Source organism: Methylobacterium sp. GXF4 (genome assembly GCF_000272495.1).
Classification (GTDB): domain Bacteria; phylum Pseudomonadota; class Alphaproteobacteria; order Rhizobiales; family Beijerinckiaceae; genus Methylobacterium; species Methylobacterium brachiatum.
The window spans coordinates 38,946-58,222 of the sequence record NZ_AKFK01000066.1 but is presented as its reverse complement, the minus strand read 5'-3'; the positions used below and the strand labels follow the sequence as shown (position 1 = coordinate 58,222).

At 64.4% G+C, this 19,277-nt stretch carries 14 protein-coding genes; 4 read left to right on the top strand and 10 right to left on the bottom strand.

Translation table 11 applies throughout. The annotated features are described in order from the left end of the window. Positions 1-105: 105 nt before the first annotated feature. The 8 genes from WYO_RS17565 to WYO_RS30995 all read right to left on the bottom strand — a co-directional run bounded on the left by WYO_RS17565 (position 106) and on the right by WYO_RS30995 (position 8,646). On the bottom strand, positions 106-2,697 hold the full coding sequence (locus WYO_RS17565) for a hypothetical protein (RefSeq protein ID WP_007564909.1): 2,592 nt from the start codon (positions 2,695-2,697) through the stop codon (positions 106-108). A gap of 1,133 nt (positions 2,698-3,830) precedes the next feature. Then, the gene (locus WYO_RS17555; RefSeq protein WP_007564907.1) at positions 3,831-4,787 is read right to left on the bottom strand and encodes a hypothetical protein; all 957 of its coding nucleotides are present in this window, start codon (positions 4,785-4,787) and stop codon (positions 3,831-3,833) included. Then, on the bottom strand, positions 4,784-5,065 hold the full coding sequence (locus WYO_RS17550) for a hypothetical protein (protein WP_128755036.1): 282 nt from the start codon (positions 5,063-5,065) through the stop codon (positions 4,784-4,786). The genes WYO_RS17555 and WYO_RS17550 overlap by 4 nt, the downstream gene beginning before the upstream one ends. 100 nt (positions 5,066-5,165) lie before the next feature. Then, positions 5,166-5,570: a hypothetical protein gene (locus WYO_RS31005; RefSeq protein WP_007564905.1), complete on the bottom strand. Its 405-nt coding sequence runs from the start codon at positions 5,568-5,570 to the stop codon at positions 5,166-5,168. A 158-nt stretch (positions 5,571-5,728) separates the two neighbouring features. Next, entirely contained in the window at positions 5,729-6,007 is a 279-nt protein-coding gene (locus WYO_RS31000; protein WP_128755035.1) for a hypothetical protein, read from the bottom strand. A gap of 374 nt (positions 6,008-6,381) precedes the next feature. Then, on the bottom strand, positions 6,382-7,071 hold the full coding sequence (locus tag WYO_RS17545; protein ID WP_007564904.1) for a recombinase family protein: 690 nt from the start codon (positions 7,069-7,071) through the stop codon (positions 6,382-6,384). Between the two features lie 819 nt (positions 7,072-7,890). Then, complete coding sequence (locus WYO_RS17540; RefSeq protein ID WP_007564902.1) at positions 7,891-8,232, bottom strand: Rha family transcriptional regulator; 342 nt, start codon at positions 8,230-8,232, stop codon at positions 7,891-7,893. Between the two features lie 21 nt (positions 8,233-8,253). Continuing rightward, positions 8,254-8,646, bottom strand: coding sequence for a hypothetical protein (locus tag WYO_RS30995; RefSeq protein WP_128755034.1), 393 nt, complete (start codon positions 8,644-8,646; stop codon positions 8,254-8,256). A gap of 287 nt (positions 8,647-8,933) precedes the next feature. Here WYO_RS30995 and WYO_RS30010 point away from each other — a divergent pair, with 287 nt between their 5' ends. Next, entirely contained in the window at positions 8,934-9,824 is an 891-nt protein-coding gene (locus WYO_RS30010) for a hypothetical protein (protein ID WP_007564900.1), read from the top strand. A gap of 563 nt (positions 9,825-10,387) precedes the next feature. On the opposite strand, the gene WYO_RS17530 is transcribed toward WYO_RS30010, so the two are convergent. Both WYO_RS17530 and WYO_RS17525 read right to left on the bottom strand, forming a co-directional pair. Further along, positions 10,388-11,788 (bottom strand): tyrosine-type recombinase/integrase, encoded by a 1,401-nt coding sequence (locus WYO_RS17530; protein ID WP_007564898.1) that lies wholly within the window; start codon positions 11,786-11,788, stop codon positions 10,388-10,390. Between the two features lie 206 nt (positions 11,789-11,994). Then, positions 11,995-12,483: an Lrp/AsnC family transcriptional regulator gene (locus WYO_RS17525; protein WP_007564896.1), complete on the bottom strand. Its 489-nt coding sequence runs from the start codon at positions 12,481-12,483 to the stop codon at positions 11,995-11,997. 390 nt (positions 12,484-12,873) lie between these two features. Between WYO_RS17525 and mdeB the strand changes: the two genes are divergently transcribed. The 3 genes from mdeB to lpdA all read left to right on the top strand — a co-directional run bounded on the left by mdeB (position 12,874) and on the right by lpdA (position 19,063). Further along, positions 12,874-15,549, top strand: a complete 2,676-nt coding sequence (gene mdeB / locus WYO_RS17520) for an alpha-ketoglutarate dehydrogenase (RefSeq protein WP_007564894.1) — start codon at positions 12,874-12,876, stop codon at positions 15,547-15,549. Positions 15,550-15,786: 237 nt separating this feature from the next. Further along, complete coding sequence (locus WYO_RS17515) at positions 15,787-17,166, top strand: 2-oxo acid dehydrogenase subunit E2 (RefSeq protein ID WP_007564892.1); 1,380 nt, start codon at positions 15,787-15,789, stop codon at positions 17,164-17,166. Positions 17,167-17,380: 214 nt separating this feature from the next. Continuing rightward, positions 17,381-19,063 carry a dihydrolipoyl dehydrogenase gene (gene lpdA / locus WYO_RS17510; RefSeq protein ID WP_007564890.1) on the top strand — a complete coding sequence of 561 codons (1,683 nt, stop codon included), beginning with the start codon at positions 17,381-17,383 and terminating at the stop codon, positions 19,061-19,063. Positions 19,064-19,277: the final 214 nt, after the last annotated feature.

Below are 19,277 nucleotides of genomic sequence, written 5' to 3'. Positions count from 1 at the left end.
TGTGGTCGGCCTCGCCTGACATGATGCGCGCTCCTCTCGTGAAGTATGAAGGGTGGCACCCTGGAATGGGGCGCCACCCGTGCAGTAGCTGACCTTTCGAATCGCTTAGCGCTTGCTGTCCCTGAGGATGATCGAGGGTTTGAATGGGCTGGGCATCGGCGTCCGTGGCGGAACCGGCGTCTGCTGAGAGGCGGCATGTTCGTCCACCTGCCGCACCCAATCGGCGTTCTGCTTTGTCTTCTCGACGCTGGGCCGCCCCTGCTCCTCGATGTTCCGGTTGATGGTTTCCACCTCCTGGGGCGTGTAGGCGCCACCTCTCACCGGTCCGATGCCGACCGACGTACCCGGCACGACAAAGAGCGGCTTCAAGCGGTTCTCACTCTGACGAACGGCCCGCAGCTCGGTCTTCGTTCTCTCCTGAGCAGCAAGGTCTCGGAGCATATCGGCCGTTAGGAACCGGCCATCCCTGTTAGAGCCATCCTTCCATTCGATGGGGGTAGGCTCAAGCGCAGGGTACAGATGCCGCTTGTTAAACAGCTGGAACGTACCGTCAGGCATGCCCATCAGCGTCAGATCGCTGGCTGACTGAGCATCGAACTTCGCTGGCCCGTACTTCGTGACCAGATCGGAGATGTATCGCTCGGCCAGCCTGTCGAAATCAGCGGGCAACCTCTTATCGTTGGTGTTGACTGCCCATCCGTTGATGATGGCGTAGTGAGAGCGAAGGCTTTCGACTGATCGCTTCACCGCATTGTCCGGCGTCAGGTGGTAAGCCTGGACCAGATAACTCGCCCGCTTCTCTACTTCGCCGTTGAGGGCGCCGATGTTCTCCGGGATTTCCCCGCCGAACCAGCTCTTGAAGGTGTCAATCCAACCTGGACCAGCCATCTTCTCGACAGCTTCAGACACCTTCTTGAAAGCTACAGCGTCCCGCTTGTCATCGCGGTTAGCGTAGTACTGAAGAGCGCCGCGAAGCTGCTCTGTCGGTGATCCATCCGCAATCATAGCGGTCTCGAAGATGGATCGAGCACGCTCATCGGCCACCAAAGTGAGAAGGTTGGGGGCCTTGTTGGCGATGAGCTTGTAACGCTCGAACGCCTGTAGGGCGCCTTGCGGCATCTCCTTGCTGGCCACCTGAGCTGCGCTGGTGAGCTGGTTTGCTCCGTTTGCGATTTCCTGCTTCCACTCTTTGGGGACCATGCTGTTCAGCGAGTAGGTTGCCAGCTCCTGACCCATGCGCCACTGCTTGGCCTGCTCAGGAGTCATCTTCTTGGCGTTGACCAACTGGTTCTCTGCGAAGTCCAGCTTCTTGCCGTACGCGGTCATCACCGCTTCGCGTTGGGCATCAGCGGTGAACTTCTCCGTGGCTCGTTCGTCGTTCTCTGTGAAGAACCTAGCTGTGGGCACCTCACGTTCGCCCGGCATGAGGAAGTCACCGTTCTCTAGGCTCTGAAGGTTTTGCTGTGTGACGTTGGCCTTGAAGCCGTCTGCCTTCTCCTGAGCCAGATCAGCCTGTTGCTTCAGCGCCAGCTTCCGAAGGCTGTTGGCCCGCTTCAGCTTCAAGCCTTCCACTTGGCCTGGACTCATCGTAAAGGCGTGCTGTGCGTTCCACTGATCGAGCTGCTGGTCCGTAAAGGAAGCAGGATCGTGCTCGGCGTTGAAATCCCATTTGGTCTTTTCCTCCGTGAGGTATCGGTCGTTCAGCTCGCCGCGCTTCTTAGAGAACTCGGCCAGCTTACCCTGATACGCCTCTCCCATACCCTGAGGGGCATCGATCAGGCGGCGCTCAACACCATCCTCACCCTTACGCGGGGCGGTCAGTACGGTGTTCACGGCATCATAGATCTTGTCCCGCATCTCGGGACGCTGATCCATATCCTGCATCAGCGGGGTGAGGCCGTTCAGGATGTACTGCTGCTGCTCCTTGTAGGGCAGCCGAGAGATGTCTTTGTTGTTCCTGATGAAGTTGGAGACATCGTTGACAAGGCCCTCTTGGCTCTGCCCGGTGTTCACCGACTGCCGGATGATCGAGGCCATCCCGTCCTGAGTGGTCTGCTGCTGCCCGTACTGGGCGATCTCGGCCTGCTTCTTCAGGACGGACTGCATCAAGCTGGACTTGGCACCAGCCATTTGCTCCATGTAGCTGGAGGCGTAGCCCTTGTTCGCACCGAACTGGAGCGTCCGCTTGGCTACGTACTCGTCGTACTCCTTGTTGAAGTCCCCGTTCTGGAAGTCGAAGCCGGTGTTGAGGTGGTTGGTCCACCACGCAGCGTCAGCGTCACCCTGAGATCGAGCCTGGAGCTGACCACCGTACTGGGCGTTGACCGCCTTCTGGAACAGCGGGTTGGTCTGGATGATCTGGTTCACTTCCTCCGGGGACTTGCCCGCGAAGGCGACCGCGATCTGGTCCTTATCGACCTCCTTAGCGCCGCGTCGAGCGTCCCTAGCCTGCACCGCAGAGAAGTGGTTCAGGCCCTGGTTGAGGCTGGAGAGACCGCTGATGAGGTTCTCCAGGTCGTGGTTGATGGGGGCCTGGGCCGGGTGCGCGTAGGTCTCCACGGGCGAGGCCACCGGCCGAAGCTCCACAGGACGCACCACATCGAGGCCGTCAGCGAGCTTCGCGCTGTCACGGAGACGCTGGGTTCCTGTGGTGTTGATGGGGTCTTGGACTGGGCCTAGGCCAACGATATTGGTCATGGGTGTTCCTGACTGTGCTGTGAGTGGTTGGGGCGCCACCGCTGTGGGATCGGCGCGGGCCTGAAACGGACCCTGAGTGGCCTCAGAAACCGAGACCGGCGACGTAAAGGGTTCGGAGTCGCGGGTGTGTAAGGTGGCTAGACGCGAGCGCGGGTTCGCACTCGACCTTGGGAGGGCCGAGAACGATCATGGTGTTCTCGCAGTGTTGAGGGTGCGCGCGTCTGAAGCGCGAAGCGCTATTGCGTCGTCGCTGAGAGGTTGTAGTGCTTGCCGCGCAAGCGAGGCTAAAACCAAGGCCTGTAGAGTCTGACTAGATGCGGTTGCGCTTGATCGTCTGGACCACAGTCACCGTTGTTCGCGGTCGTAGTGCGTTGACTGACGGCAAGCTCTTGGGTCGTTCGTGTAGCTGGGGTGGAGGAATGACCGGTCGGACATCAGGGGCAGGCCGCCGGGGCTGATAGGGACGCCTCAAGCCGGCCTTGGGGTCCATCTGCTTCCCGTTTGGCCCTCGAAAGGGCTCGATGGAGAGAGCGTCCCGGCGAAGGTTCAGGCGGTCGCCATCACCACGGTAGTGAACGTAGCCACTACCGTCGCACTCCAGCACCAAGCGAGCCACGGAGACGCGTTTTCCAGCGGACGGCTTGAGGCAGACGGCCCGTTCACGGTCGATCCAGCACCATCCCTTGAGGCCGTGCGCCCTTACGATGCGCTCGTAGTCCCCACGGTTCAACCAAGCACGCTCTGGGCGGTTCGACAGGAGCACGCCAACAGCGTCCCCTTCAGTGATCGTGTCGTGGGTGAGGGTCCATCTAGGCATCCTGAGCCCCGTATCTAAGGCGGGCTCTATTCCGGCTGTGCTGGCGCATGATCCCCAGCTTGACCAGACGCCGAAGTTGGCTGGCACACTGACTGAGCCCGAGCTGCGAAAGGATCGTGTCGGTCTTCACAGAGGCGCTTATCTCGGTGCCGTCTGGCATCTTGGCGCTCAGAATGTCGCGAATGATTGCGTCTTGTAGATCAGTCGTCATTGTTGCCTCCTGAGACGAATAAAAAACGGCCATCCGTGAGGAAGGCCGCTGGCATGGTCGTGGAGGAGACTGCTGAAACATCAGCAGCCCTCGTTGTCGGTGAAATTACGCTCCACTGACCTTGATGAGGCCAGCTTTAAGGGCGCCTCGGTACGTCATCTGTCCCTTACCGGGGATGTTAAGGACCACCTGACCTTGCACCTGCTTGGCCGTGATGCCGCTACCGAACTCGGCGTTCAGCACCGCCTGCGGATCATGCTCGGCCATGGAGGCGACGTACTCACGGTACATCGGCTCGTAGCCCTTGGTGGTGCGCTCCATACCGTGGGACTGCTTTGCGGCTTTAAGACCGCGAGGCTGATGCTCCTCAGCCCACTCAAAGAACCCAGCCGGATCTTCTGAGCCGTAGCCTGTCACCGCCTTCATGGCCTGATCCTCGAAGTGCTGCATGACGGCGGAGAGCCGTGCCCCCATCTCAAACGGCTCTATCCCGGCCTCGCTCGCGGCCCGGTTGATGGTCTGAGTGTCAGCCCGTCCGCTCTCGATGATCTCCTGAAGGGCCGCTACCTGAAGCCCGGCCGAGACCCCGGAGCACACCTCGGTGAGAGCCTGTTCGGCCTGCGGGTCGCTGAACGCCTCGGCGGTATCCTCCATCCCGGTGCCGCGGTTCTCGGCGTCAGCCGCCGACTGGGCGCGATCTGTGCCACCAGACACCTCGACATAGCGTCCGCTCACATCTCGCATGAGGATGCCCATCTGCTCGGCGGTCGCTACCGACACTTCGATCCCCTGCACGGTAACGATGTCGTTGGGGGTGATCCCGTTGATCGGCGGTGAGCCCATGCGGGTTCGGGCAGTGCTGAGGACGCCCTGACCTGCCTCAGCGCCGAAGTTGGCGGTGTTCATTCCGCGAGGGCGCTGGACGGACGTGCTGCCGTCCGCGTTCACGGTGATGACGCCCGGCTGATCGTTATAGGTGGTCTTAGCAGGGCCCTTTGGGATGAGGTTCGAGGTGTCGGTCGGGGCGCCATCGGTGGCGACTTGGTAGCTGGCGTAGCTCATGAGTTGGTCTCGTCTGTGGTCTGGGTGGTGGCGCGGGTGGCGCGCAGGAAAGCGATGAGGTTGGTGGGGTCGCGTCTGGCGACCTGATAGGTTCGCCGGATGCCTACGAAGGAGCCCCATTGGCGCCCGGAGAGGGACACCACGGCACCTTCAGCGTTGTCGGCGGGACGAATGGCTGTGCGGTGGAAATGGCCCAGAGCGCGAAGGTCCCTGGGGCTTAGGCTGTAGAACTGCCCGTCGATGAGCATGGCTTCTAGGTCGCCAAGGAAGTTGGCCACGTTCATTCCCAGTCGATTGTGCTGGGGTTCTACGAGGCGGGTGACGGTACGGCTCTGGTAAGTCTCAGGGGGGTGGGGATGCCTCGCCTCGCTGGCAGGCTCAGGCACGGTCCAACGCCTTTCCAACCGGAATTTTCAGGGTGGAGAACATGGCCGGGCTACGCCGGTTGAGACGACCACCGCGTCCTTTGGTGTGGCGGAGGTTGGCGTTGCGGAGGTTCAGGGGGTTCTTGTCGACGTAACGGACGCCCGTCCGCTGGAAGTCACCGGCCACCAAGCGGGCAACAGTGGCCTTTCGGTCGATGCCACCGGGCTGAGTGAAGCGGACGTAGAAGGCACCCTTACCGTTGCCGATAAGAACCCAGGAAGGCGTGCCGAACTGTGCGATGATGCGCTCGTAATCGGTGCGGTAGAGCCACGCACGTTCGGGAACGTTGGACAGGCGTACGCCCACCACCTCCCGCCCATTAGGGTCGGTAGCGTGGGTCAGATCGTGGGGTTTCATGTTGGTGATCTCGCGATGATGAGCCCACGCAAAGGCACACCGCTCGCGGCTTGCGAGGGTGGCGGTGGGCGTCAGGAATGGGCGTTGAGGGATTGAGGTAGTTGGGCAGCCAATCAGGGCTGGCGGGCTTCCTTGTGCGTACCGGCGCAGGGAATTGGCTACTCAGGGCGACCGAAGGGATTCGGACGATAGGGGCGAAGGTTCAAACCTCTGTCGTTATCCTCCACGGTGAGCATCGAGGCTTCACCGATGGTCGACCGAAGGCAGATCGTTTCAGACCCTTCATGCGTCATGGTCAGAGGCTCATCCCATCGGACGCCTTCTGCTTTCAGCACGCGGGCTGCCGAGAAGAACGGGGTGTACGAAGTCGTGAGTAGGCGGTCGCCAAGGCGCGCGTAATAGCGTCCCTTGCCAGCTGGGCTGACGGTGATGTTCATGGTCTCGTCTGTGATTTTGAGGGGGCCCGCTAGGCGGACGTGAAGAAGCCCTTCAGCTACGGACGTTGAGCCGTAGGTGGGCGTTCGGTGTTTCCGGGTGGGTGTGTTGCCCGGAGGCGTTCACGGGCTTCCTGGGGCGTACCGGCGCAGGGAAGCATGGCCGTGAAGACGTTGAGGAGTGGCGGCCACTGCTTGCGCGTACGCAATCCAGCAGGCCCGCCTCCTAGGTCATATGAAAAAGGGAACGCGACCCCCTTGGTGCATTACCAGGGTCGCGAAGGTGTTCAGTGGTGGACCAATCCAAATCTGGATCGGCCTCCCAAGGTCATATGTTTAGGCATAGATACGCCCCGCCTGAGACGGACGCGCACCATTCACGCCGCGAGGCGTTCCAACACGTTGAGGACGCTCCGGGCGGTCCACTGACCACCCCTTGGGGTCGCGATGTGGCGGGCGTTCAGGGCCTTGGCGATGCCGTTGGCCGAGGTAATGCCCTCTCCCCTAATGGTGGTGATAATTCCCGCCAGCCCCTCAGCGCGCTCCTGAGCGTCAGCCTTCACGGCCTCGATGGCGCTGCTGTTTCCGATGCCTTTGAGGTGCGCGGCACCGTTCGGATTGCCTAGCTTGGTCCCACGGGCCTTGGCCGCTGCCAGAGCCTTGCGGGTGCGATCAGAGATGAGGTTGCGCTCCTGCTCCGCTACAGCGGCGTAGATGTGGAGCATGAAGGGGTCCACCTCAGGGCCAAGCTCGGTGACGATGAAGCGCACGCGGTGCTTCATGAGACCCGAGATGAAGTGAACATCACGGGAGAGGCGGTCCAGCTTGGCGACCAACACCGGGCAACCTCGCAGCTTGGCATCCCTGAGAGCAGCGGCGAGCTGTGGACGTGTCTCCAGCGCATCGGAGCCCTTGCCTGTCTCGGTCTCAGAGAAGGCGTTGATGAGGGTGTAGCCGTGCATCTCAGCGAACCGCTCAACGGCCTCCCGCTGGGCCTCCAGGCCGAGACCTGAACGCCCCTGAGCCTTGGTGGAGACCCTGTAGTAGGCGACTGCGATGCGGTTCATGGGCCGTGCTCACGCTCGTGTGCATAACCACCATACGGACGTTTGGCGGATTTGCAAGGGCCCGAGACTGGCCGAGAACTCGGCTGGTTCCTCAGCTCAGTAGGTCTCCCCAAAACCTGGAGACACCACCTGATGGTGTGAGACCACCCCAACTCTGAGGCCGTCGTTCGAGCAACCGTGCGCCCGTGCCTTTCCCGCGCGTGCGCCCGCCAAACTCAGCGCGTTACCGTGCGCGTTACCGTGCACTTCGAGGCACCCCATGGGGGACACTGCCCGCTTCGAGTTTGTCGATGGGGGCTCACATTTTTCTCTGGTAGCGGATGAACCCCCTCCACCACCTCAAGCACACCTTTAAGTGCCCCTTCTCGATCACCTGAACCCTGTCGTGCTGGTGCCCCAGAGGTTGGGGTGACGATCAGTGAAGGCGGTAGACAGGACGGCAAGGCCGATGAGGGTGAGGACGATGATGACCAGACGCATGGGTAGGGGACCTGGTGATGGTGGTGGACCATCAGGATACATAAGGTGCCCCTTAGCAATAATTTTAGTCAACTTAAGGTGCTTTAAGGTTGATACTAAACATGGTACTAGACATAGTACCAATGGTATAACCACCATAAGTATCAACCTTATAACACCTCTAGTACTACCTTAATTACCCCCTTCCCCCATCCATCATCAGGTTCCCCAAGCCTGAGTGGTCGTCCTATTCCCTTGCCCCTCACACCGCCTTCTATCCCTAGTGGTGGTGGTAATCGGTCACTTTCCCGATTTCATGAGCCTCGTCAGTGATTTAACCAATCCTGACTTCTCCTCCCATCAGAGGACAAACTGGACCCGTTTCCTCGGGTGCTTTATCTCATTGAACCGCTCGATGTAGGCCACCTTGAACGCCAGCGCCTTTCGGCCAGTGAAGCCCATGACGAGCAGGGAAGCTCCGTCCCGCGTCATCTCGTAGTAGCGGTAGAGCTGCCCGTTCTGGGGGTTGCGCTCGTGCTTCTCCACGAACCAGGGGGTGCCAACATTTTTGTTGAGACCCCTCTGAAGCTCATCGACAGCGCGGATCACCACGCTGTGAGCCTTCTCGAACACGTCAGCCACGTTGCGGCTGTCGGTGTAGGCATGGCCCTCACGGGCGAACACGGTAACGGCAGTGGTCATGGTGGTCTCCCAGGGGCTCCTCTAGGCCCCACGGCGCCGCTCTCGTTCCTCCTTGAGAGCTGCTTTCCTTGCCTCCTCAGCCACTCTCCTTGCTGCTCTCTGAGCCTTCAGGCTCTCAGCATTAGCGGCGGACCGAGGCATCTCATAGGAGCGCAGTTCGATGTGGTGGGCAATGTCCGCCAGCGTCTCCGGCGCAATCGGACCCATCACCAATCGCTCGCGAGCGATGTTCGAGCATACGTCACGAAGCGCATCACAGCGGTAACGGGCACGAGACCACGCAATACGGTCAGCCCGATCACGCTCGTCATTCATTGCCTGCTTGAGCCGCTTGATATGCAGCTCTAATGCCTCCTCCAGCACCTGGGCGACATACTCGGAGATAGCAACTCGTTCAAGGTAACGGAGGCGCATGAGGACCGTTGCTCCAGCCCAGAAGGTGCCGGGCAAGCGTAAGCATGAGCTGGGCAGTTAGGAATCATCAAACGTTTGTCCAGGGTGGGCCTAGGCTGCCAACGCTTGGCAGCGTGTTGCTTTGCCAATCAGAGATAATGGAAATCCGCTTAGTCCTGCGAGGGAACGCCCCGCCAAGCACGGCGGTGCGCACCAGGAAGCCCGTCCGTGCTTGGCAGGCGAGTCAGGTGCGGGAACAGTTTGGCTGCCGCTGGTGATGCCCACCGCCGGCTAAAGGCAAGAAAGCCATGAGCCTGTCGCACCGCCCAGCCTACATGTATACGAAGCGCACGGCGCCTATCATCAGGAGCGTTTCGGTGACGATAGCTGTAATCTGGCTTGAAGATGGCCACCAATGGTGCGCCGCAGATACACGCCTTGTCGCCGGCAAAGAGGACGATCCGGTAACAGAGATAGGATCGAAGATATTCTCGATCTCGGTCTCAACGTCTGCAATCATACCCGGTGCAGGTACCCGTGCGCCGCATTATTCGACTGAATACGGCTTCGTTTATGCGGGCTCCGCGCTGCCTGCAGTTCTGACGGCTGCCACTGCGTCTACCCTTCTATCCAAGCTAGGTAGCAGGGGTGGTCGAACCAGCCCGCCTGAGTTCGAACGCATGGCCGAGCTTGTCCATCGTCTCGCCAAGCGGTTTATCATTGAGAGGCGTCGTTTTGACGGCGACGGTAGTTTCTCGGCGGCTTTCTTTGGTTGGTGCCCGCACGCAGAAGATTACAAGGTTGCTCACATCGAAGCGAGCGAAGATGCTGGCGGCCCTCGGGTTCAGATATATTACCCGAGCAAGCCGCAGGTCGATGGTGAGCCTTGGCTTGTTCTCGGAGGGGCGGCAGCCACATTCCAGGCCACCTTCGATGCTTTCGTGTCATCTGGGAGCCCGATCACTTCTCGGGTCCCTCGAAGTGTTATCGACAAGATGGTCGCCGAGAATGTGGACCGAACCGTTGGCGGTTCAACCTCGGTGGGCTTCGCCCATCAACATGGCTTCGAACTTCTCTATACCATGGAACCGATCACGCCCGGCACCAGTGACGCACGTCGCACGTTTAATGGTTTGGATCTTGATACCGAAATTGGAGAAGTCTTTCCGTATCAGGTAGCAATGTTTGGCGTTGCCTAAGGCCAAGCCGGCAGTGGTCTTATGGGTTCAGGGCGCTCCGAGCTAAGGCGTCCTGAACCCGTTGTCATCTAACTGTTGTCCAGCGTCTCCTAGGAGCCTTTCACATCACTATGCTGGACTGGTGATACCGGCTGACCACGATGTACGTGCTGCCCAAGTGCAGGAGCAGACTACCGCGCTCGACCGTGTAGTCAGCCCAACGCCGACCGCGGAGTGTAGCCCCTCTCTCAACCCACAACTCGCCTATCGAACCCAGGGCGGCGAACAATCCACACCGCCAGTCGACCGTCATTCCGAAAAGCTGGATCATAGCCGTCTCAGTTGCTTTCACTCGCTACCAACAAGACGAATTATCGGCTCGACTGGGCGGACCGTCAACGGTTCCACGGGTGTACTTCTTTTCAGGGATGGAATGTGCCGGTAGATCAATTTCGATATGTTTGGTCCATAACTTAGCACTTCACTCGACGCGATGATGTGCATCCCCGAAAATCTACGCCGTTTTTTGTCCATCAAACAGGGCGCATTGTGGCATTTACGTAACAGGTCGCGCCCTGTAGCCTTTACGTGTGGCTTGGCAGACCTTTTACCTCCGCTGCCAGCGGCAGCTTCACGGCCTCTACACACGCTCTGGCTTGCGAGATGAGCGGCCCGGCTGAGTACCGCCCAAGCGTCATTCCGGTGCGCTTATGTCCGACTACTGACGCAATGATATGCTCCGGTTGGCCCGCTTGCTCGGCCTTGGTGATGAACCACCGCCTGAAGCTGTGGAAATTGACCAGGGAGCGGCGCTTTCCGGCGATCACTTCGTCTACGCCTACGGCTCGCCGGTAGGTCGTGAAGGAGTTGGACGCTTTGAATGACCTCTCCCGCTGCGAGTTGGCAGCTGGTGCCGGCCACTCGGGGAATAGGTCGTCATCGGGTGCCCTACCCGCTGTCCTCCGGGCCACGATCTCGGCCAACGTCGGGTGAATGGGGACAGCGCGGGGCTTGGTTTCCTTCTTCTGCGGCTTGAACGTGAACAGGCCGTCCGCGCAGTCCTTCACCTTCAGGTCCACAATCGCGTCCAGGCGGGCACCCGTCAGGGCACCCAGACGCATCAGGTCGTGCATCTGCGGGCTGGTGGTGCCGGCCAGGAGCTTCCCCACCTCTGCATCAGTGAACGACCGCTCCTCCGGCCCCTTCACGACTGTCGGCAGGAGCTTGTGGCTCCTATGCCACGGATCGGAAGCGGCGATCTCCCGCGCCTCAAGGTAGCGCCAGTACAGCGACAGGCGGTTGAGGTACTTCTTGAGCGTGGTCGGGCTCTCGACGCCGGCAATCTCGGGTAGGTCGTCAACGAAGCGGACCACGACCTTCTTGTTGATGGCTTCCACGGTGGAAGCGACCCGGTTGCGCTCGCACCACGTCAGCAGGAAGCGGACGGCACGGTGATCGTCCCCCTGGGTCCTGGCCTTGGTGCCAGCGTTGGCGACGAACTGAGCATGGTGGAGGTCGACAGGGGTCGCCTCCCCCATCGCAAGTGAACGGTAGCGGGCTGCTTCAACCTCGCGGCGAGGGTCGTACACCGGCTCAGCATCACCGCCGTGCTCCCGTGTCTCCCCGATGGGCCGCCCGATGATCGTGTCAGTCCGACCCTCTATCGCAGCGTCTAGGGCCTCAATCTCCTCATGGGTCTGGGCTTGGGTCCGTTGAGCGGCGATGACGAGGGCTTCACGGGTCAGCAGATCGCTGCGGGATACGGGTCGGCTTGGCCCTCCCCTCGCCTCCTCGATCTCGGCCTTCATCTCCGTCACCACCTGCCACTTGAGCTGGTTGGCGATGGTCAGGCTGTCCGTCTGGAGCTGCCGCTTGAGGCGCGTACCGAGCTTGCTGTGGAGGTCGCGAGGGACTGCGAGGGTGACACGCCACTTCCCGCGATGCTGTTCGAGGAAGCGACGATCAGAGGATGATGAACGCGGCATATGGTGGCTCTGCGTACCCCGTTTCGTACCCCACTTGCGTACACACAACCCATTGAAGGGTCGAGGTTTCCTTGTGGATCAAAGGCTTAAACCATCCCTGGGTGAGCCCCCGTTAGGCTCCACCATTCTTCCTTCAGCGTGATGCGGCCGGTCCAGTCCGGCTCCGCTGGGAAAATCTAAAAACTCCTATCCAGCGAACGACCCGGTCACCGGGTCAGGTGCCCGAGCGGCAGCGCCGTCGTGTACTTCACCTGGCCGAGCGCGAAGCTGGAGCGGATATTGGCCACCCCCGGGATGCGGGTGAGGTGGTCGAGCACCAGCCGCTGGTACTGGCCGAGATCCTCCACCACGACCCGCAGCATGTAGTCGGCCTCGCCGCTCATCAGGTAGCATTCCATCACCTCCGGGCGGCTGCGCACCGCCTCGTCGAAGGCCTGGAGGGCGGCCTGGGTCTGCTTCTCCAGGGAGACGTGGACGAAGACGTTCACCGCGAGCCCGAGGCTCATCGGATCAACCACCGCGACGCAGCCCCGGATGATCCCGGCCTCCTTCAGGTCGTTGACCCGGCGCCAGCACGGCGAGGTGGACAGCCCGACCTGCTCGGCGAGGTCGGCGATGCTGATCTCGCTGTCCTGCTGCAGGCGTTCGAGGATGCGCAAGGAGGCGGCGTCGAGATGAGCCGGTCGGGAGACCATTGTTTCGCACTCCGGTTTGCCATCGGCATAGCATGCCGCCAATCGCGGGATGACAGGAAAGTTTTGGCGCCGATCGATGCTGGCGCCTCTTTTCGCCATGCGCCCATCGTCATTGCGAGCGCAGCGAAGCAACCCAGAACAGCGCGCGGTCTCCAACCGTGGCGGCTCCCTAAGTTGCTTCGCTGCGCTCGCAATGACGGTGAGGGACGGACTAACCGGACGACCCATCGAAGTCAGGAGGAGGCGACGTCACAAGCAACGGTATGATCGACCGCATTCCTGCGACAACCCGGCAAAATATGCCAATTTTCGCGCGGGAATAACAAAAGTTCGGCATGTCGCCCCGCGCGGCAAACCGTATGCTCCGATCAAAAGCTGGGAGCCGCGCCGATGAACGCCATACCGCCGAGGACGACGATCGCGCGGTCCGCCGAGGTCGATCACGATCCGGCCGAGACCCAGGATTGGCTGGCGGCGCTCGAATCGCTGTTCCGCAATGAGGGCGCGGCCCGGGCGCGGTTCATCCTCGACCGGCTGGAACGGCGCTCGAAGGAGATCGGCATCCTCGACGAGGCCCTGCCCTACTCGCCCTATCGGAACACGGTTCCCCTGGAGAAGCAGCCACGCTACCCGGGCGACCTCGACATCGAGGAGCGGCTCACCTCGATCATGCGCTGGAACGCGCTCGCCATGGTGGTGCGCGCCAACATGGCCTACGGCGAGCTCGGCGGGCACGTGGCGAGCTACGCCTCGGCGGCGGAGCTGTTCGAGGTCGGGTTCAACCACTTCTTCAAGGGCGGCCCGGACGGCGACCTCGTCTACTTCCAGCCGCATTCGGCGCCGGGCGTCTACGCCCGCGCCTTCCTCGAAGGGCGCCTCTCCGAGGAGCAGCTGAAGCATTACCGCCAGGAGATCGCCGGCGACGGCCTCTGCTCTTATCCCCATCCCTGGCTGATGCCCGATTTCTGGCAGGTCCCCACCGGCTCGATGGGCATCGGCCCGATCCATGCGGTCTACCAGGCGCGGTTCATGCGCTACCTGGGCCATCGTGGGTTGGCCAACACCTCGGCCCGACACGTCTGGGGCGTGTTCGGCGACGGCGAGATGGACGAGCCGGAATCGATCGGCGGCCTGGCGCTCGCCGCCCGGGAGAAGCTCGACAATCTCACCTTCGTGATCAACTGCAACCTGCAGCGCCTGGACGGCCCGGTGCGCGGCAACGGCCAGATCATCCAGGAGCTGGAGAGTCTGTTCCGCGGCGCGGGCTGGAACGTCATCAAGGTTCTGTGGGGCTCCGAGTGGGACGGGATCTTCGCCCGCGACACCAACCACGCCCTGCTGCGCCGCTTCGCCGACACGGTGGACGGCAAGTACCAGACGCTCGGCGCCAAGGACGGCGCCTACAACCTCGCGCACTTCTTCGGCGAGGACGAGGAGGTCCGCGAGCTGGTCGCCCACATGTCGGATGCCGACGTGGACCGGCTGAAGCGCGGCGGCCACGATTTCCGCAAGCTCTACGCTGCCTTCGCCGCCGCCAAGGCCACCAAGGGCCGGCCGACCGTGATCCTGGCCAAGACCAAGAAGGGCTACGGCATGGGCGGCGCGGGCGAGTCCCGCATGACCGCCCACCAGGCGAAAAAACTCGACGTGGATGCGCTCCGCGCCTTCCGCGACCGCTTCGCCCTGCCGCTCTCCGACGCGCAGGTGGAGGGGCTGGCCTTCTACAAGCCGGCCGAGGACGGCGCCGAGATGCGCTACCTGCGCGAGCGCCGCGAGACGCTCGGCGGCGTGCTGCCCGCCCGCCGCCGCACCGCGCCGAGCGTGACGGTGCCGCCGCTCTCGACCTATGCGGGCTTCGCCCTGGAGGCGGCCGGCAAGGAGATGTCGACCACCACCGCGGTGGTCCGGCTGTTCGGCAACCTGCTCAAGCACAAGGATCTCGGGCCGCGGGTCGTCCCGATCGTCGCCGACGAGGCGCGCACCTTCGGCATGGCCAACCTGTTCCGGCAGGTCGGGATCTACGCCCCCGAGGGGCAGCTCTACGAGCCGGAGGATGCCGGCTCGATGCTCTATTACCGCGAGGCCCGGGACGGGCAGCTGCTGGAAGAAGGCATCACCGAGGCCGGGGCGATCTCGTCCTGGACGGCGGCGGCCACGTCCTACAGCGTCCACGGCCTGTCGATGCTCCCATTCTACATCTACTACTCGATGTTCGGCTTCCAGCGGGTCGGCGACCTGATCTGGGCGGCGGCCGACCAGCGGGCCCGCGGCTTCCTGATCGGCGCCACGGCGGGCCGCACGACGCTCGGTGGCGAGGGCCTGCAGCACCAGGACGGCTCGAGCCACCTCGCCGCCGCCGGGATCCCGAACTGCCGGGCCTACGATCCGGCCTTCGCCTACGAGATGGCGGTGATCGTCGATCGCGGCGCCCGGGCGATGATGGAAGAGGGCGAGGACGCCTTCTACTACCTCACCGCCATGAACGAGAATTACGCCCAGCCCTCCATGCCGGAGGGGTCCGAGGCCGGCATCCTCAAGGGGATGTACCGCCTGTCGGGGCCGGATGCGGCTCCCGCGGCGGTGCGGCTGCTGGGTTCCGGCGCGATCCTGCCCGAGGTGATCGCGGCCGCCGGCCTGCTGGCGCAGGATTGGGGGATCGCGGCCGAGCTGTTCAGCGTCACCAGCTTCAGCGAGCTGGCCCGCGACGCCCGCGAGGCCGAGCGCAGCGCGATGCTCCACCCGGAAGCCGAGGCGCCGGTGAGCCACGTGGCCGCCCTGCTGCCGGGCACGGCGCCGGTCGTGGCGGCCACCGACTACGTCCGGGCCTATCCGCAGCTGATCGCCTCCTATGTCGGGGCGCGGTTCGTGACGCTGGGCACCGACGGGTTCGGCCGCAGCGACACCCGCAACGCGCTCCGCCGCTTCTTCGAGGTGGACCGCCAGCACGTGGTGGTCGCCGCCCTGCACGCGCTCGCCGAGGCCGGCACGGTGCCCCGCGCCACGGTCGCCGAGGCGATCCGGCGCTACGGGATCGATGCCGACACGCCGGCGCCCTGGACGATCTGAGACATCCAGCCCGCACCCTCATCCTGATGTGGCGCAGCGAAGCGGAGCCCTCGAAGGAGGCCTCCAGCCAGCCGCGCGATCCCTGGAGCCCTCCTTCGAGGCTGCTGCGCAGCACCTCAGGATGAGGGGTGTGGGTGGGAACGAGCCGGATAGCGAACCACCTGCGCGAGGCCCGATCCCGGACCTCGACCCCGAAAAAACCCGTCCGTCCGAGACAAGCCACGGAAACCCGCCCGCATGAGCGCCGCGCTGCAGATCGCCCTCCCGGATATCGGCGACTACCGGGACGTGCCGGTGATCGAACTCCTGGTGAAGCCGGGTGACCGCCTCGCCGTCGACGACCTGATCCTCAGCATCGAATCCGACAAGGCGACCATGGAGGTCCCCTCCCCGGTGGCCGGCACCGTGCGGGAATTGCTGGTCGCGGTGGGCTCGAAGGTCTCGGAGGGCACGCCGATCCTCACGGTCGAGCCCGCGGAGGCCGGCGAGCCCACACCGGCGCCGGAAGCGCCGCCAGCCGCACCGCCACCGGAAGCGGCTGCCGGACAGGGCGCGGGTTCCCTCTCCCGTGCGGGAGAGGGACAGGGTGAGGGACCGGCCCTCTCCGGAAACGGCGCATCCCTCACCCCAACCCTCTCCCGCACGGGAGAGGGGGACCGTCGCGCACCGGCCCAGCCGTCGAACGACGATCAGCAGCCCGTCACGTCGGGCGATGTCCATGCCAGCCCGTCCGTGCGCCAGCTCGCCCGCGAGCTCGGGATCACCCTCGACCGGGTGCCCGCCACCGGCCCCAAGGGGCGGATCCTGCGGGAGGACCTGCACGCCTTCGTCAAGGCCGCGCTCCAGGCCCCGGCCCAGGCACCGGCCGCGTCGTCCGGCATCGGCGCCGGCCTGCCGCCCTGGCCGCAGGTGGACTACGAAAAATTCGGCCCGGTGCGGCGGGAGCCGCTGTCACGGATCCAGACCATCTCCGGGGCCAATCTCAGCCGCAACTGGCTGACGATCCCGCACGTGACCAATTTCGACCGGGCCGACGTCACCGAGATCGAGGCGTTCCGGGTCGGGCTCAACACGGAGACGCGCACGCCGCCGGCGCGGGTCACCATGGTGGCCTTCCTGATCAAGGCCGCCGCCCTGGCCCTGAAGGCCTATCCGCGCTTCAACACCTCCCTGGAGGGCGCCGACCTCGTCCTGAAGGACTACGTCCATATCGGTTTCGCCGTGGACACCCCGAAGGGCTTGATGGTGCCGGTGGTGCGCGATTGCGACCGCAAGGGCCTGATCGAGATCGCCACCGAGATGGCTTCGCTCGCCGGCAAGGCGCGGGCGGGCAGCCTCTCGGGCGCGGACATGCAGGGCGGGTGCTTCTCGGTGTCGTCGCTCGGCGGCATCGGCGGCGACGGCTTCACCCCGATCATCAACGCCCCCGAGGTCGCGATCCTGGGGGCGGCGCGCTCGCGGACGGAGGCGGTCTGGGACGGCCAGGCGTTCCAGCCGCGGCTGATCCTGCCGCTCAGCCTCTCCTGGGACCACCGGGTCGTGGACGGCGTCGCCGCCGCCCGCTTCCTCGGCCACATCGCATCGGTCCTGTCGGACCTGCGCCGAGCGCTGCTGTGACGGCGATGGCGGATGCGCGACGCGCCTTCCTGTGCGGGCTCGCGCATCGCCACATCGTCGGACCTAGCGCGGGTCCCCTCTCCCGTGCGGGAGAGGGGGCGCGTCGCGCCTCCGGAGAGACGTGGGCGCACGACCTCGTCCTCTGTCGGGGCGTGAAAGCCCTGCCAACCTCGATGCCTGCCGCCCATCCCCCTCGACTGTGATCGCCGCCGCCATGCCCGAGACCCGCGAGATCCGCGTCCCCGATATCGGGGACTTTTCCGGCGTGCCGGTGATCGAGATCCCGGTGGCGCCAGGGGACGCCGTCGCCCGCGACCAGACCCTGCTCGTCGTCGAATCCGACAAGGCGACCCTCGACATCCCCTCGCCCGTCGCCGGCCGGCTGGTGGAGATGCTGGTCGGCCTCGGCGACACCGTCTCGGCCGGGACGCTGATCGCCCGGGTCACCGTGGAGACGGAGACGGCGGCCCCCGTCGCGGCCCCCGCCGACGCGCCGACGGAGGAATCCTGCGACGTGCTGGTGATCGGCGGCGGCCCCGGCGGCTACGCGGCGGCCTTCCGGGCCGCCGATCTCGGGCAGCGCGTGATCCTGGTGGAGCGCGAAGCGACGCTGGGCGGCGTCTGCCTGAATGTCGGCTGCATCCCCTCGAAGGCGCTGCTGCACGTCGCCGCCGTGACGGAGGAGGCCGGACGGCTCGCCGCCCACGGGATCAGCTTCGGCGCGCCCACGATCGACCTCGACAAGCTGCGGGCGTTCAAGGCCGGCACCGTGCGGCGCCTGACCGACGGGCTCACCCAGATGGCCCGTCAGCGCAAGGTCGAGGTCCTGCGCGGCACCGCGCGCTTCACCGGCGCGAACGCGGTCTCGGTGGCGTTGCAGGCGGGCGGACGCCGCGCCGTCGGGTTCCGAAGCGCCATCGTGGCGGCGGGCTCGTCGCCGGTCAGCCTGCCGATGCTGCCCGAGGATCCGCGGATCGTGAATTCCACGGGGGCGCTGGAGCTGCCCTTCGTGCCCCGGCGCCTGCTCGTGATCGGCGGCGGCATCATCGGCCTGGAGATGGCGACGGTCTACAGCGCGCTCGGCGCCCGGGTCGACGTGGTCGAGCGCCTGCCGAACCTCCTGGAGGGGGTGGACCGGGACCTCGTGGCGGTCTGGACCAAGCGCAACGGCCACCGGTTCGACCGGATCCGCACCGGTGCCGAGATCGTCTCGGCAACCGCCACCCCGGAGGGCATCGCCGTGACGCTCGCGGGCGAGGCGGAGCCGCAGGTCTACGACCTCGTGCTCCAGGCGGCGGGCCGGCGCCCGAACGGCGACGCGCTGGGCCTCAACGCGGCCGGTGTCGCGGTGGAGCGCGGCTTCGTGCCGGTGGACGCGCAGATGCGGACCAATGTGCCCCACATCCTGGCGGTGGGCGACCTCGTCGGGCAGCCGATGCTCGCCCACAAGGCGGTGCACCAGGGCCACGTCGCCGCCGAGGTGGCCGCCGGCCACAGAGCGGGGTTCGACGCGGCGGTGATTCCGTCGGTGGCCTATACCGATCCCGAGATCGCCTGGGCCGGCCTCACCGAGACCGCCGCCAAGGCGGCCGGGCGGGCGGTCGAGGTGGCGCGCTTCCCCTGGGCGGCCTCGGGCCGGGCCATCGCCAACGGAGCCGATTACGGACTGACCAAGCTGCTGTTCGATGCGGAGACCAAGCGCATCGTTGGCGGCGCCATCGTCGGCCCGAGCGCGGGCGACATGCTCGGCGAGATCGTGCTCGCCATCGAGATGGGCGCCGACGCCACCGATATCGGCCGCACGATCCACCCGCACCCGACGCTCGGCGAGACCATCGGGCTCGCCGCCGAGGCCGCGCTCGGCCTCTGCACCGACCTGCCGCCCGTCCGGCGCTGAAGGGTATGCCGGTTCGGCGCGAGCGGGCGCGTCGGATCACGCGCTCGAGTCGGGCCCGGCACGCGTGACGCCCTCGACCCCGCGACGCGGTTTGGATAAACCGTCCGGCGTGAGGCCGGGGACGGCTCGGCTGCGCCGGGCCGTCTTCAGAAGAACAGGACGCCTCCACCCCGGGGGGATTCGGGCCGAGACGATGCGGTGTGCCGAATTATCC